General features: G+C 68.3%; 17 protein-coding genes. 5 read left to right on the forward strand and 12 right to left on the reverse strand.

Translation table 11 applies throughout. From position 1 onward, the window contains the following. The first annotated feature begins 19 nt into the window (after positions 1 to 19). Positions 20 to 889 carry a 1,4-dihydroxy-2-naphthoate polyprenyltransferase gene (locus ACNQR1_RS31645; RefSeq protein WP_418049481.1) on the forward strand — a complete coding sequence of 290 codons (870 nt, stop codon included), beginning with the start codon at positions 20 to 22 and terminating at the stop codon, positions 887 to 889. Positions 890 to 1,105: 216 nt separating this feature from the next. Here ACNQR1_RS31645 and ACNQR1_RS31650 read toward each other — a convergent pair whose 3' ends face one another. Together ACNQR1_RS31650 and ACNQR1_RS31655 are read right to left on the reverse strand one after the other, a co-directional pair. Then, on the reverse strand, positions 1,106 to 1,672 hold the full coding sequence (locus tag ACNQR1_RS31650; protein WP_418049482.1) for a Clp protease N-terminal domain-containing protein: 567 nt from the start codon (positions 1,670 to 1,672) through the stop codon (positions 1,106 to 1,108). 1 nt (position 1,673) lies between these two features. Next, positions 1,674 to 1,889 (reverse strand): helix-turn-helix domain-containing protein, encoded by a 216-nt coding sequence (locus tag ACNQR1_RS31655; protein ID WP_418049483.1) that lies wholly within the window; start codon positions 1,887 to 1,889, stop codon positions 1,674 to 1,676. A 211-nt stretch (positions 1,890 to 2,100) separates the two neighbouring features. Here ACNQR1_RS31655 and ACNQR1_RS31660 point away from each other — a divergent pair, with 211 nt between their 5' ends. Continuing rightward, a complete protein-coding gene (locus tag ACNQR1_RS31660; protein WP_418049484.1) occupies positions 2,101 to 3,450 on the forward strand; it encodes an MFS transporter in 1,350 nt (449 codons plus the stop codon). Positions 3,451 to 3,497: 47 nt separating this feature from the next. Then, positions 3,498 to 4,151 carry a response regulator gene (locus ACNQR1_RS31665; protein WP_418050576.1) on the forward strand — a complete coding sequence of 218 codons (654 nt, stop codon included), beginning with the start codon at positions 3,498 to 3,500 and terminating at the stop codon, positions 4,149 to 4,151. Here the strand turns inward: ACNQR1_RS31665 and ACNQR1_RS31670 are convergent. Continuing rightward, positions 4,129 to 4,494: a LytR/AlgR family response regulator transcription factor gene (locus tag ACNQR1_RS31670; protein WP_418049485.1), complete on the reverse strand. Its 366-nt coding sequence runs from the start codon at positions 4,492 to 4,494 to the stop codon at positions 4,129 to 4,131. The two genes, ACNQR1_RS31665 and ACNQR1_RS31670, sit on opposite strands and share 23 nt — an antisense overlap. A gap of 125 nt (positions 4,495 to 4,619) precedes the next feature. On the opposite strand from ACNQR1_RS31670, the gene ACNQR1_RS31675 reads away from it, so the two are divergent. Then, positions 4,620 to 6,185: a GAF domain-containing protein gene (locus ACNQR1_RS31675; RefSeq protein ID WP_418049486.1), complete on the forward strand. Its 1,566-nt coding sequence runs from the start codon at positions 4,620 to 4,622 to the stop codon at positions 6,183 to 6,185. Here ACNQR1_RS31675 and ACNQR1_RS31680 read toward each other — a convergent pair. Both ACNQR1_RS31680 and ACNQR1_RS31685 read right to left on the reverse strand, forming a co-directional pair. Further along, entirely contained in the window at positions 6,179 to 6,409 is a 231-nt protein-coding gene (locus ACNQR1_RS31680; RefSeq protein WP_418049487.1) for a hypothetical protein, read from the reverse strand. The genes ACNQR1_RS31675 and ACNQR1_RS31680 overlap by 7 nt on opposite strands. Positions 6,410 to 6,556: 147 nt before the next feature. Next, complete coding sequence (locus ACNQR1_RS31685; protein ID WP_418050577.1) at positions 6,557 to 6,838, reverse strand: DUF4229 domain-containing protein; 282 nt, start codon at positions 6,836 to 6,838, stop codon at positions 6,557 to 6,559. Positions 6,839 to 6,913: 75 nt separating this feature from the next. On the opposite strand from ACNQR1_RS31685, the gene ACNQR1_RS31690 reads away from it, so the two are divergent. Next, positions 6,914 to 7,075: a hypothetical protein gene (locus ACNQR1_RS31690; RefSeq protein ID WP_418049488.1), complete on the forward strand. Its 162-nt coding sequence runs from the start codon at positions 6,914 to 6,916 to the stop codon at positions 7,073 to 7,075. Positions 7,076 to 7,080: 5 nt separating this feature from the next. On the opposite strand, the gene ACNQR1_RS31695 is transcribed toward ACNQR1_RS31690, so the two are convergent. The 7 genes from ACNQR1_RS31695 to hemL form a co-directional block, all read right to left on the reverse strand. Beyond that, entirely contained in the window at positions 7,081 to 8,484 is a 1,404-nt protein-coding gene (locus ACNQR1_RS31695) for an AAA family ATPase (RefSeq protein WP_418049489.1), read from the reverse strand. A gap of 89 nt (positions 8,485 to 8,573) precedes the next feature. After that, positions 8,574 to 9,572: a c-type cytochrome biogenesis protein CcsB gene (gene ccsB / locus ACNQR1_RS31700; protein WP_418049490.1), complete on the reverse strand. Its 999-nt coding sequence runs from the start codon at positions 9,570 to 9,572 to the stop codon at positions 8,574 to 8,576. After that, positions 9,569 to 11,095, reverse strand: coding sequence for a cytochrome c biogenesis protein ResB (locus tag ACNQR1_RS31705; RefSeq protein WP_418050578.1), 1,527 nt, complete (start codon positions 11,093 to 11,095; stop codon positions 9,569 to 9,571). Before ACNQR1_RS31705 ends, ccsB begins: the two co-directional genes overlap by 4 nt. A gap of 80 nt (positions 11,096 to 11,175) precedes the next feature. Further along, the gene (locus ACNQR1_RS31710; RefSeq protein ID WP_418049491.1) at positions 11,176 to 11,967 is read right to left on the reverse strand and encodes a cytochrome c biogenesis CcdA family protein; all 792 of its coding nucleotides are present in this window, start codon (positions 11,965 to 11,967) and stop codon (positions 11,176 to 11,178) included. After that, positions 11,964 to 12,572, reverse strand: coding sequence for a TlpA disulfide reductase family protein (locus tag ACNQR1_RS31715; RefSeq protein ID WP_418049492.1), 609 nt, complete (start codon positions 12,570 to 12,572; stop codon positions 11,964 to 11,966). Before ACNQR1_RS31715 ends, ACNQR1_RS31710 begins: the two co-directional genes overlap by 4 nt. Beyond that, entirely contained in the window at positions 12,573 to 13,160 is a 588-nt protein-coding gene (locus ACNQR1_RS31720; protein WP_418050579.1) for a histidine phosphatase family protein, read from the reverse strand. It lies immediately after the preceding gene. A gap of 23 nt (positions 13,161 to 13,183) precedes the next feature. Further along, entirely contained in the window at positions 13,184 to 14,494 is a 1,311-nt protein-coding gene (gene hemL / locus ACNQR1_RS31725) for a glutamate-1-semialdehyde 2,1-aminomutase (RefSeq protein WP_418049493.1), read from the reverse strand. Positions 14,495 to 14,504 lie beyond the last annotated feature (10 nt).

The following is a 14,504-nucleotide window of genomic DNA, read 5'->3' on the forward strand; positions in this document are numbered from 1 at the left end:
AGCTCATACGATGGCCGTCGTGGCCAGTTTCGCGCAATGGATCGAGGGCGCCCGTCCCCGCACCCTGCCCAACGCCGTCGCCCCGGTGCTCGCCGGTACCGGCGCCGCCGCCTGGGTGGGCTCCGCCGTGTGGTGGAAAGCGTTGCTGGCACTGGCCGTATCGCTGGCACTGATCATCGGGGTGAATTACGCCAACGACTACTCCGACGGCATCCGCGGCACCGACGACGTGCGGTCCGGCCCGTTGCGCCTGGTGGGTTCCAAGCTGGCCTCGCCGCGGGCGGTGCTGACGGCGGCGGTGGTGAGCCTGGCGGTCGGCGCGGTGGCCGGACTGGCGCTGGCGGCAGTCAGCGCGCCATGGCTGATCGCGGTCGGCGCCGTGTGTATCGCGGGGGCCTGGCTATACACCGGCGGCAAGAAACCCTATGGCTACCTGGGCCTGGGCGAGGTGGCCGTGTTCATCTTCTTCGGCCTGGTGGCGGTGCTGGGCACGCAGTACACCCAGGCCCTGCGCATCGACTGGGTCGGTTTGGTCGCGGCGGTGGCCATGGGCTCGTTGTCGTCGGCCGTGCTGGTGGCCAACAACCTGCGCGACATCCCCACCGACACCCAGTCCGGCAAGATCACCCTGGCCGTGCGCCTCGGCGATGCGCGCACCCGGCTGCTGTACCAACTGCTGGTCGCCGTGGCCCTGGTACTGCCCCTGGTGCTGATCCTGGCCACCCCGTGGTGCGCGGTCGGCCTGCTCGCGGTCGCACCGGCCGTGCGGGCACTGCGGCCGGTGCGCAACGGCAGCACCGGCGCCCAGCTGATCCCGGTTCTGCGCGACACCGGGCTGACCATGCTGGTGTGGGCGGTCGCGGTGTCGGTGGCACTGGTCCTGGGTTAGCAGGCGCTCCCCCGCGCGCGTCGGGCTTCGCGGGTGCTCTCTGCGCCGGCGCTCCCGCGTCGCCGATTTCTACCTGCGGGCTGCGATTCGGCGACGCCCACAACCCAGAGGTAGAAACCGGCGAGCCCCGGCCGGGGCGCTCCCGCGTCGTTTTCCACGAGAGGGCTGCGGTTCGGCGATGTCCACGACCCAGGCGTCGAAACCGGCGAGTCGCGCTTAGGCCGCGTTGTCCAGGAGTCCGACGATGTCGTCGCGCAGCTCGCGGGTATCGACATGCTCGGTGATCAGACCGACCGCACGGTCATCCCCGCCCCGAAGGATTCCCAGCAGGATGTGCTCGGATCCGATGTAGCCGTCCTTGTGCGCCAACGACTCCCGCAATGCCAGCTCCAGCACCTTCTTCGCGGGCTTGGTGAAAGGCAGATGCCCGCGGCGCCTACGCCGACGGCCGGTGCTGCGCAGCGCGTTGTCGAACGCGCCGTCGCCGAACGTGTGGTCGACGTTGTCGCGTACGGCCCGGAGGTCGATTCCGACCGACCGCAACGCCTCGGCGTCGCCATCGAACGATTCGTCGCCAGGCGCATCGGCGGCCACCAACTTGGCACGAACCACATCCGACGTCAGGCCGAATCCGGCCAGCAGTGCCGACAATTCACGTCCGGAGCTCTGCAACACCCCGACCAGGATGTGCTCCGGCCGGATGTCGTTGGCCGATGTTTCTCGGGCCTCCTCCTGGGCCAGTACTACCGCAACGCGCGCGTGACGACTGAACCGTTCGAACATGTCACCCCTTCCGATTGTGCTTCTGATGCACAGCCTGGCGACTGACCTCGAGTGCCTCGGCGATCGCCTGCCAGCTCCAACCCTGCTCACGAGCATTGGCCACGTGAATGGCTTCCAGCCGCTCCTGCAGCCGCTGCAGCGCCCGCACCGCCCGCAGCCCGACGGCAGGATCCGAGCTACTGACGCCGTCGGCGAGCAGGTCATCGAGATCGCTCATCCTGTCAAGGTAGCTTGACAGGTATCAGCCGTCAAGGAAAGTTGACATGCTCCGCCGCGCGCCGATTTCCACGTGCGGGTCGCGATGAGTCGACATGCACGACCCGCACGTGGAAAGCGGCGAGCTCGGGCTTCGTCAAACCACGCGAGGCACCACAGTGGTGCACTAACGTGGCCGTCGGCCTGCAACGCCGACCACCTGGGGGATGCGCATGACCACTTCGACCGAGGCGCATCAGCCCGCACCGTCGGGCCGTGCCGAAACCCGTCGGGCCATCTGGAACACCATCAGGGGCTCGTCGGGCAACCTCGTCGAGTGGTACGACGTCTACGTCTACACGGTGTTCGCCACCTACTTCGAAGCGCAGTTCTTCGACAAGGCCGACAAGAACGCGACGGTCTACGTGTACGCGATCTTCGCCGTCACGTTCCTCACCCGCCCGATCGGCTCGTGGTTCTTCGGCCGCTTCGCCGACCGGCGCGGCCGCCGCGCCGCACTGACCGTGAGCGTCTCGCTGATGGCACTGTGCTCGCTGGTGATCGCACTCGTGCCGTCGCGCGAAACCATCGGTGTCGCAGCGCCGATCATCCTCATCCTGTGCCGGCTGGTGCAGGGCTTCGCCACCGGCGGCGAGTACGGCACCTCGGCCACCTACATGTCCGAGGCCGCCACCCGGGAACGGCGCGGCTTCTTCTCCTCGTTCCAGTACGTGACGCTCGTCGGCGGACACGTGCTGGCACAGTTCACCCTGTTGATCATCCTCACCACGCTCAGCACCGAGCAGGTCCACGAATTCGGTTGGCGCATCGGCTTTGCCATCGGCGGCGTGGCCGCGATCGTGGTGTTCTGGCTGCGCCGCACCATGGACGAATCGCTGTCCCCCGAACAACTCGAGGCCATCCGGGAAGGCAAGGACAAGAGCTCAGGCTCGTTGAGCGAGCTGCTCACCCGCTACTGGAAGCCACTGCTGCTGTGCTTCCTGATCACGATGGGCGGCACCCTGGCGTTCTACGCCTACAGCGTCAACGCCCCGGCGATCGTCAAGACCACCTACAAGGACCAGGCCATGACGGCCACCTGGATCAATCTGATCGGGCTGATCTTCCTGATGGCGATCCAGCCCGTCGGCGGGATGATCAGCGACAAGGTGGGCCGCAAACCGCTGCTGGTGTGGTTCGGCATCGGCGGGGTGATCTACACGTACGTCCTGTTCACCTATCTGCCCCAGACACATTCACCGATCCTGTCGTTCCTGCTGGTCGCCGTCGCCTACGTGATCCTGACCGGATACACCTCGATCAACGCCCTGGTGAAATCCGAGCTGTTCCCCTCCCACGTGCGCGCTCTCGGTGTGGGAATCGGCTACGCCCTGGCGAATTCGATGTTCGGCGGCACCGCGCCGGTGATCTACCAGGCTCTCAAGGACCGGGATATGGTGCCGTGGTTCATCGCCTACGTCACGGTGTGCATCGCCCTGTCGCTCTGCGTGTACGTGGTCTTCCTCAAGAACAAGGCCGAAACCTATCTGGACCAGGAAAAGGGTTCGGCCTTTATCCGGTAGCACCACCCCGACGGAACGGGGTGCCAACCGGTACGTTCATGGTCGTGATGAATGCGCTGCGGGTGGTCGTCGCCGACGACGACGTGCTTCTGCGTGAGGGCTTGGCCAGCCTGCTCGACCGGTCCGGGTTCGACGTCGTCGGACAGGCCGCCGATGCCGCGGAATTGCTTGCCCTGGTTCGGGATCACGCTCCGCAGCTGGCGGTGGTGGACATCCGGATGCCACCCACCCACACCACCGAGGGCCTCGATGCGGCGAAGGTGATCCGCGCCGAGTCCCCCGACACCGGCATCCTGGTGCTGTCCGCGCACGTCGACGTCGAGCACGCGACCGAACTGCTCGCCAGCGGCCACGGCATCGGCTATCTGCTCAAGACCCGGGTGACCGACGTCAACGATTTCGTCGAGACCCTGGAACGGATCGCGAAGGGCGCCTCCGTGGTCGACCCCGCGCTGGTGTCCGAATTGGTCTCCGCCCGCCGCCGCGACGATCCGCTGGCCGCCCTCAGCGCCCGCGAGCGCGAAGTCCTGATGCTGATGGCCGAGGGCCGCTCCAACGCAGGGATCGCACGCCGGCTCTGGGTCACCGAGGGCACCGTGGAAAAACACGTCCGCAGCATCCTGACCAAACTGAACCTCGCCGAGACCGGCGACGACCACCGCCGAGTCCGCGCGGTGATCACCTATTTGGAAGCGCGGTAGCCGTCAGCTCGCGAATCGCGTTGACCGACAAGGCGTGTTTCGGCACGAAGCCCAGCGCCGGACTGGCCGCGATCACCTCCACCAGATCCTGCTCGGAGTAGGTCGAGGTGAGGATCACAAGCGGCCGGTGAGCGCTGCGGTGCAGCTGCTCGGCAACGTCGAATCCGCTCTCGGCGCCGAGCACCACATCGAGCAGCACCACGTCCGGCTGTAGTTCGTCGCACAGCTTGAGGGCCTGCTCGCCATCGGACACGGCACCGACGACCTCGACCCCGCCGCCGCCCAGCAGCCGGGTCGCGGCGCTGCGGAATCCCGCGCTGTCATCGACGATGAGGCAACGCACCGGGCCTCCACTTCCGAGTCATGAAACCAGCGTCTCAGCCCCGGATCGCGGTCGCATTACCGCTAGCCGGAAAATCGCCGCACAGCCGGCATGAACCCCGGCGGCGTAGCGTTCCTACTGTTCAAATGACTGTCACCCGTGCTGTCCCGACCCTCGCCGACCGGCCCTGGCGGTCGGCGCGTGCCCGGCTGCTCGGGATGCTGCTGCGGCCGAAGGCGCCGCCGCTGGCCGTCGGGATCGTCGTCGCCCTCGTCTTCATCACCGCCGAGACCCTTGTCGTCACCCAGTTGCGCAAAGCCGCGCCCGAAAGCTCCTTCGGCGCGGTGTTCCTGCTCGGGGTTCTGGTGGTCTCGGCCGGCTGGGGAATGGGGCTGGCGGTGGCCACGTCCCTGGTCAGCGCCGTGGTGTACGTGCATTTCCACATGGAGACCCACGGCGCGCTGCTCCCGATCCACGACCAGGACATCGCCGCGATCCTGGTCTTTCTGCCAGTGGCGCTGCTGACCAATGTGCTGGTCGGGCAGGCCCGGCTGCGGGCTGCCGATGCCGCAGCACTGGCAGGACAGCAGGCGGCGCTGCGCCACGTCGCGACCCTGGTGGCCCGCGGATCGCATCCCGACGAGGTCTACCCGGTGGCGGTCGCGGAGTTGGCCGGCGGCCTGGGCATGGACCACGTGGGGCTGCTGCTCTATCGGGACGACGGGACCGCTGCGGTGCTGGCCTCGCGCGACCCACACGGTGCGACCAAGCTGCACATCGGGGAACGATTCCCGCTGGAGCGCGGATCGCTGCTGGCCGCGATCGCCGACACCGCCGGACCGGCCCGCATCGAGGACTACGCCACAGAAACCGGGGTCACCGCGTCGCGCATCAGGGGCATCGGGATCCGATCGGCCGTCGGCGCACCCATCACCGTCGACGGTCGGGTGCGCGGTCTGCTGGTGGTCGGATCGGCCCGGCCGCGCTCCTTCGACGCCGGCACCGAGGCCCGTGTCGGCGACTTCGCGGACCTGGTGGCCACCGCGATCGCCAACTCGGAAACCCGTGCCGCACTGACCGCCTCGCGGGCGCGGATCGTGACGGCCGCCGACCAGGCTCGGCGCCAGTTCGAACGCGACCTGCACGACGGTGCCCAGCAGCGGGTCGTGTCGTTGAGCCTGGCGCTGCGGGCCACCCAGGCATCGATACCGGCCGGCCAGGAAGAACTCATCGATCAGCTCGACAGCCTCGTGGCCGGGCTGTCGGCACTGTCGACCGAACTGCAGGAGCTGTCCCGCGGAATGCATCCGGCCGTGCTGTCCCGCAGCGGCCTTGGCGCCGCGATCCGCTCCCTGGCCCGGCGCTCACCGATCCCGGTCGACGTCGAGGTCGACCTGAGCGACCCGATCCCCGAGTCGGTGGGTGTGGCCGCCTACTACGTCCTCGCCGAGGCATTGACCAACGCGGCCAAGCATTCCGGGGCCACGGCCGTGGCAGTGGCGGCCACCGTCACCGACCACACCCTGCACCTGGAGGTGTGCGACGACGGTGTGGGCGGTGCGGTCACCGGGGCCGGGTCGGGATTGATCGGTCTGGCCGACCGTGCCGAGGCACTGTCCGGTCAGCTCAGCGTCACCAGCCCACCGGGAGGCGGCACCACCATCCGCGCCTCGATCCCGCTCAATTGTGGTCAGCCGCAGACGGGTCAGTGATGGAAGAGCAGCCCGTACGGCCCGAAGAACGGGTACTGGGCCTGGTAGTCGACGGACGGCGGGGTCGCGACGATCTGGGCATTGCCCTCGGATCGGCACACCGTCGAGGTCGCTCCTGCGGCGGTACAGGTCTGTGCGCCCGGATCGGCCTGGGCCGCGGGTGCCAGCGCAATCGCCGCAGCGGACGCGGTCACGAGCATCAACACACGTATCGGGTTACTCATGGTGGCGTACTCCTTTGTCAGCCAACTCAATTCGAGTAACTCAAGCCTCGCCGACCGGGGCGCCGGAAACGACGGCGCTGACCCCCAATTCTTGTTACCGGCTATCCCCCAGAAGGCTGATCGCGTTCTGGGAGTGAAGATTTGCTGCTATTTGGATTTCGGCGGCTCGTCGCCGCGCAACCGGGCCTGCAGCTGCTCGCGGTCCTTGCGGCGCCGCTCGTCGACCACCGCGATGGAGGCCGTCGCCCGCTCACGCAGTGGCCGGAACAGCCAGATCCCCAGCGGCAGTGCGATCACGATCGCGAACAGCAACGCCACCACGACCGGGAAATCCCCCGCCACCAGATGACCCAGGCCGTAGATCGCTGCCGTCAGCACAGCGACCAGCACCAGCCGGGCAATGAGGTAAACCACGACGTCGGTGACCATGCGGGAGGTCGAACCACTTCCTGACACGCTCCGAGCCTACCGACGGCGCGTATATTCGGATCAAGGAGGTTTCGAGTGGCGTATCTACTCCTGCTCATTGCCGCAGCAAGCCTGGTGTACATCGGCTGGCGGCTGGCGCGGGTTTCTGGCAGTCAGACCAAGACCCGTGTGATCGGCCCCGACGACGACCCGGAGTTCCTGCGCCGGCTCGGGCACGGCGACAATCCCCGCAGCTAGCCTGCTCAGGCGCGCGAGTTCGTCGACCGGCGTGCCCCCGCGAAGTCGGACGCCACCACCGCTGCCAGCTCGATCAGTGCCTCGCGGGTACCGGGCTTGAGACGGTCCAGGCTGATCTCGGCGCCCTCTTCAAGATGCGGATCGAACGGCACCAGCCGCACCGCACGGCACCGCCGGGAGAAGTGGTCCACCACCTTGGACAGATCGACCTTGCCCGAACGTGGCCGCACCGCGTTGATCACCGCGATGGAATTGCGCACCAGATCCTGATGGCCGTGGGCGTCGAGCCAGTCCAGCGTCGCCGACGCACTGCGCGCCCCGTCCACCGAACCCGAGCTGATCACCACCAGCACGTCCGCCTTGGACAACACCGCCGACATCGCCGAGTGCATCAACCCTGTCCCGCAGTCGGTGAGCACCAGGCTGTAGAACCGCTCCAGCACCTCCAGCGCGCGCAGATAGTCGTCGGAGCTGAACGCCTCCGATACCGCCGGGTCGCTCTCCGACGCCAGCACCTCCAGCCGGCTCGGGCCCTGTGAGGTGTAGGCCCGCACGTCGCTGTAGCGCTCGATGCCTTCGGCGTCACGCAGCAGGTGCCGCACCGTCGCCGCCGTCTCCAACGGCACCTTCTGGCTCAGCGTGCCCCGATCGGGGTTGGCATCGACCGCGACCACCCGGTCTCCACGGATCGAGGCGAACGTGGCGCCCAGCGTTGCGGTGATGGTGGTCTTGCCGACGCCGCCCTTCAGGGACATCAGCGCGATCCGGTAGCAGCCCTGCAGCGGCTGGCTGACCTCGGCGACCAGGTTGTTGCGGTGCGTGGCCTTGGGGCTCTCGCCAACGTTGACCTGCTTGAACGATGCGACATAGAGGGCCTTGCGCCAGCCCGAGGTGGGCGGGTTCTTGCGTTGACCGAGCAGTGCGGCGGTGGACAGGTCCCGGTAGGGCGTGGCGAAGTCACCACCGGCGGCACGCTCGAAGGGCCCCGACGCGGGGCCTGGAAAGTTCGCGGCGACGGGCCCCGGAAAGTGTCCGGGCACCGGTGGTGCGGTGATCACCGGGACACCGTGCGGCGGTGTCGGCGCGGTCCACTCCGCGGGCAGCGGTGTGGAGACACCGGGCTCGGCGGGATTGCTGAACCGCTGCTGACCGCGGAATCCGGGCACCGGCGCGAACACCGACGGAACGGGCGGAGGCTCGGCGACCGGGGGCGGAGCGACGGCCGGGGAAGCCGACGGCACAGCATCCGCGGCGGGTGCGGCCGGGCGAACCACGGTCGGCTCGTCGAGCGTGGCATCCGTTGACGGTTCGCTGGTGTCCTGCGGGGCGGCGGACTCCGGCGTCTCGGCCGGCTCGGACGCCGACTCAGACCTTGGTTCGGACACTGGATCGGACACTGGCTCGGACACGAATTCCCCTCTTTTCCACACGCTTCCGACCGGACCGCGGCTGCGCCCACACCTCGGGGCACACGGTCACCTCACCAAACCGACGGTGTCTAGCCGACCCCCGCATACGAATGCAGACCCACGGTCACCAGGTTGATGAAGAACAGGTTGAACACCATCGCGACGAACCCCACGACGTTGATCCAGGCCGCCTTGCGGTCCCGCCAACCCGCGGTCGAGCGCGCGTGCAGATATGCCGCGTACACCACCCACGCGATGAACGACACCGTCTCCTTGGGGTCCCAGCCCCAGTACCGGCCCCACGCCTCCTCGGCCCAGATGGCACCGAAGATCACACCGAAACCGAAGATCGGGAACGCGAAGATCGTGGTCCGGTAGGCGATCCGGTCGAGGGTCTGCGCGTCGGGTACGCGCTGCATGATCCGCCCGAACGCATTGTCGCGGTCGGCCAGCGGCGACATCTTCAGCAGGAACAGGATGCTGGCCACACCGGCCACCAGAAACACCCCGGAACCCAGACTGACCACCGAAACGTGGATGGGCAGCCAGTAGGACTGCAGCGCGGGCATCACGGGGGCGGCATTGGAGTACAGCCAGCGCCCGGACACCGTCAGCAGGATCAGCACCGGAACCAGCACGAACACCCACAGCGCGCGGTACTGCGGCTTACGCAGCACGACCGCGGCCGCGATCAGCCCGCAGAAGCTGGTCAGGTTGATGAACTCGTACATGTTGCCCCACGGCACCCGCGAGGTGGCCAGGCCGCGCAGCACGATGCAGATGAACAGCATGCCGATGCCGACATAGGTCAGTGCCAGGCCCGTCTTGCCGACCCGCTCGTCGAACGGCCGCCGCGGTTCCTCGGCGACGACGCCGGGGGTGGCACTGTCGGCACCGACCGTGGCGCCGATGAGGACGGCCGCTCCAGCCATTTGCTCTTCGCGCGAGCGCTCATCGACACGACGGCCACGGCTGTACGCGAGTTCGACGGCGAGCAGGATCAGCGCGCCGACCAGGACCACCACCGACGACGTGAACGCCCAGTCGGAGTACCTGGCCAGCCCGATGTCGATGTGCTCGGTATTCACTGCTCCGCCTTCTCTTCTACCGCCGGCGCGTCGTCGTAGCCCTCCAACAGCCGCGCGGTCAGCTTCTCGAACTCATCGCCCCAACCGGAGTTGTCGGTACGGGCCAGCCCGCCCAGCTCGACGTTCACCGTACCCGCAGCGGCCGGTTGGATCCGAACCCAGATCCGGCGCCGGCGCACGACCAACGACACCAGCAACCCGGCCATCATCGACATGGCGAACACCAGCACCCAGACCTGGGCCGGGTCGTGCGAGACCTGCAGGTTGACGAACGGCACCGCGCCGTCGAACCGGACCTTGGTGCCGTCGGCGAGCCGGGTGTCCTGGCCTTGCACCAGGTTGACGCGGGCCGCCTTGGTCAGCTGCTTTCGTTCGATCAACCGGGGATCGAGCGAGAACAACGACTGTGGCCTGCCGGTGTCCAGGCCGGTGTCTCCGCGGTAGATGTCGATGGCCACAGCCGGGTCGTTGAGCGCCGGGAAGCTCGACGACAACAGCGTGCCCTCGAGTTGCTTCGTCGGCGCGAACAGGCCCTGGATCGCGACCTGGTGCTTGCGGCGCTCGTCGGCGTCGGGATACGTACCGGCGGGCGGGTCGATGCGCACCACCCCGGAGGACAGCAGCGTCATCTGTTCCTCGGGCCGCCACTGGATGGTCTGGCTGCGCTGCTGGCCGTCGGGGAAGGTCACCGTGAACGACGGCGCATACCCGTGGCCCTGCAGGTACACCCGGTCGCCGCCGATGCGCAGCGGGTGGTTGACCTCGAGGCGGTAGGACTGCCAGGTGTCGGCGGCCAGGTCGTCGCCGGACTGGTAGTCGATGTCGGCGGCAAACGACAGCGCCTGCCCGGTGGGCAGATAGTGCGCATCGAAGTCGTTGACCCGCAGACAGATCGGGCTCAGCGAGGTGCCGTCGACGGTGTTACCGGCCCGGAACGAGTCGAACGCGGCCGGGGAGGCGGTGCAGAATCCGGGGCCGCCGTCGGCGATGACGATGACGTTGCCCTCGTAGCCGAACAGCTTGCCCGCGGCCACCGCCACCAGCAGCCCCAGCAGCGAGAAGTGGAAGACGATGTTGCCGAACTCCCGCAGATATCCCTTCTCGGCCGAGATCTCGGTGATCCCGTCCTCGGTGCGGGAGACCTTGCGCCAGCCCTTGAGCCGCTGTGTCACGGTCTGGGCGACCTCGTCGGCGTCGGCGCGCAGCTGCTCGGCATGGTGTTTGGGCAGCCGGCCCAGGTTGCGCGGCGCCGCCACGGGAACCGCCCGCAGGCTGCGGAAATGCTCGATCATCCGGGGCGTCAGGCAGCCCACCAGGGAGATGAACAACAACACGTAGATCGCGGTGAACCAGAAGCTGGAGAACACGTCGAAGGCCTGCAGGCGATCCAGCCACGGTCCCAGCGTGGGATGGGCGGCCAGGTACTCGTCGACCTTGGACTCGTTGAGGCTGCGCTGCGGCAACAACGCACCCGGGATGGCGCCGAGCGCCAACAGGAACAGCAGCACCAGCGCGGTGCCCATCGACGTCAGGGTCCGCCAGGTGTTCCGGACCAGCGCGACCAGGCGCGACAACACTCCAGGGCGCCGAGTTTCGGCGTCGGTCATATCGGCAGCCTCACATCACTGACGAACGCGTCGCGCACCCACGACACGAAGTCGCTCCACAGACCCGTCACGAGGGCGGTGCCCACCAGGATCAGCAGCACCCCGCCGAGAATCTGGATGGTGCGGGTATGCCGACGCAACCAGCCCAGACCGGTCACCGCCCGCGCCGAACCCAGCGCCAGCAGCACGAACGGGATGCCCAGGCCCAGGCAGTAGGCCAACACCAGGACCACCCCGCGGGCCACGGTCGCACCGTCGGTGGCCGAGGCCACCGCGATCACCCCGGTCAGCGTCGGCCCCAGGCACGGCGTCCAGCCCAGCGCGAACACCGCACCCAGCAACGGGGCCCCGGCCATCGTGGACCACTGCCGTGGCGCGAACCGGGCCTGACGTTGCAGCGCCGGGATGAAGCCGACGAACACCAGGCCCATCACGATGGTCACGACACCACCGATGCGTTGCAGCAGAACCTGATTGGCGATCAGAGTGGTGGTCATCCCCAGCACCGCCACCGCACCGAGCAGGAACACCACGGTGAAACCTGCGACGAACAGCGCGGCGGCACCGGCAACCCGCAGCCGCGCGGTCCGGGTCGCTTGTTTCGTCATCCCGGGCTCGGTGACGACCGGGGATTCCTGCACCCCGACGACGGCGGCCAGATAGGACAGATAGCCCGGCACCAGCGGCACCACGCACGGCGAGGCGAACGACACCAGCCCGGCCAGCACACTGATCCCCAGTGCCAGCAGCACCGGCCCGGCCGCGGCGATCTCGGCGAATCCGGTCATTTCTGCGGCCCCGGTTCGGCTGCCAACCGCTCGACGACCGGTTGCAGATCCTCGGCCAGCAGCTCACGCAGGAACACCGCGGCCACCCGGTGCTGACGGTCCAGCACCACCGTCGACGGGATCACCGTGGTCGGGTACTTGCCGCCGAACGCGATCATGGTCCGCATCGCCGGGTCGTAGACAGACGGGAAGGTGACCTTGCGGTCGGTGACGAAATCGACTGCGGCCTCGCGGTTGTTGTCCCGCACGTCGATGCCCAAGAAGGCAACACCCTTGTCGCGCGTAGCGTCGTAGACCTTCTGCAGCTGGCCGATCTCGGCCCGGCACGGCCCACACCACTGGCCCCACACGTTGATCACCACGACCTTGCCTGCGAAATCTTCCAGCGCGATGGTCTTGTTCGGATCGGTCAGTTCAGGTCCGCTCAGTTTGCCTGGCGTACCGCGCTTTTCGGGTGGGTCGTAGAAGATGTCGGTCTTGCCGCCAGGTGCGACGAACTCGAAGGTGCCGCCCTGGGCCACCGCGTCGTCACCCGTCGAGCATCCGGTGAGCAGCACCAGCCCTGCCAGCACCGCCGCGCTCACCCGGGCGACCAACGACCTCATTCAGATTCCCCAGGGCTCCGTGTAGCCCCATCGGACCAGCAAGGCGTCATCGAAGGTGAACGACGTGATCGAGGACAGGTTGCACAGCCGGCTGTGCGGCAACGGCAGGTGGGCCAGCTTGCGTCCGGTCATGGCCCGGCGCAGTGTCTCGACCGGCAGCTGGTGGCTGACGCACACCGCTTCGTGCCCGGCCGCCTTCTCCCGGGCGCGGTGCATGGCGGCCATCATCCGGGGTGCGATCTCGTCGTAAGGCTCGCCCCAGGACGGTTTCATCGGATTGCGCAGCCGGGGCCAGTTCCGCGGGTCACGCAGTGCGCCGTCGCCGGGGGCCACCCGCTCCCCCTCGAACATGTTCCACGACTCGATGAGCTCGTCGTCGGTGAAGATCGGCAGCCCGTGGCTGTCGGCGATGGGGGTGGCCGTCTCCTGAGCCCGCTCCAGCGGCGAGGCCACCACGTAGACGATGTCCTTGCCGGCCAGCCAGTCCGCGGCGGCCTGCGCCTGGGCCCGCCCGCGGTCGGACAGGTGGTAGCCGGGCAGCCGCCCGTAGAGCACCTTCTCAGGGTTGTGCACCTCGCCGTGCCGCATCACGTGCACGGTCGTCCGGACGGTCACTGTTTGGCCTCCGCGGCGGCACGCGCCGCGCCGGGCAGCGCATCGGCGATGCGCGAGAACGCCTCGTCGTCCAGAGCCGCTGAGACGAACCAGGTTTCGAAGGCGCTGCACGGCGGGTACACCCCGGCCTCCAGCAGCGCGTGGAAGAACGGTGGGAAGCGCGAGGTTTCGGTGGCCTTGGCCGCGGCGAAGTCGTCGACCTGCTCGTCGGTGAAGAACACGCTGAGCATGTTGCCCGCGCGCTGCACCCGGTGGGCCACGCCCGCGTCGGTGAGCGCACCGGTGAGCAGGCCTTCCAACCGGTCGGCGTTGGCGTCCAGGCGTGCGTAGGCAGCGTCGTCGGCATTGCGCAGCGTGGCCAGCCCGGCAGCCATCGCCACCGGGTTACCGGACAGCGTCCCGGCCTGGTAGACCGGCCCCAGCGGGGCCAGCCGCCCCATCACGTCGGCACTGCCGCCGAACGCCGCGGCAGGCAGGCCGCCGCTCATCACCTTGCCGAAGGTGAACAGGTCGGCATCGACCGGATCGAGGCCGTACCAGCCGGCCCGGCTCACCCGGAAGCCGGTCATGACCTCGTCGAGGATCAGCAGCGCCCCGTGGGCCGCCGTGATCCGGCGCAACGCCGCGTTGAAGCCGGGCAACGGTGGCACCGTGCCCATGTTGCCCGGGCTGGCTTCGGTGATGACACAAGCGATCTCGTCGCCGAACCGGCCGAAGATCTCCTCCACCGCGGCGACGTTGTTGTACGGCAGCACGATGGTGTCGGCCGCCGCCGCTCCGGTGACACCGGGCGAGGACGGCAGGCCCAAGGTGGCCACGCCGGAGCCGGCATCGGCCAGCAGCGCATCGCTGTGACCGTGGTAGCAGCCGGAGAACTTGATGATCTTGGCACGGCCGGTGTAGCCGCGGGCCAGGCGGATCGCGCTCATGGTGGCCTCGGTGCCCGAGTTGACCAGACGCAGCCGTTCGACGGGCGCCACCCGGCCGATGATCTCGGCGGCCAGCTCGGTCTCCGACGGGGTCGGGGCACCGAAGCTCAGCCCGTCGGCCGCCACCTTCTGCACGGCCTCCACCACCGCCGGGTGGGCGTGGCCGAGCAGCATCGGCCCCCACGAGCAGACCAGGTCGACATAGCGGTTGTCATCGGCATCGGTCAGCCAGTAGCCCTTGGCCGAGGTGATGAACCTGGGGGTGCCGCCGACGGAGTTGAAGGCACGCACCGGGGAGTTCACTCCGCCGGGGATGACTGCGCAGGCGTCGGCGAACAGCTGGGCCGATCGCTGAGTCTGCGGTTGATCAACACGCATGGCCACCAGT

Origin of the sequence: Mycobacterium sp. 48b, from assembly GCF_048282725.1 — a bacterium.
Classification (GTDB): domain Bacteria; phylum Actinomycetota; class Actinomycetes; order Mycobacteriales; family Mycobacteriaceae; genus Mycobacterium.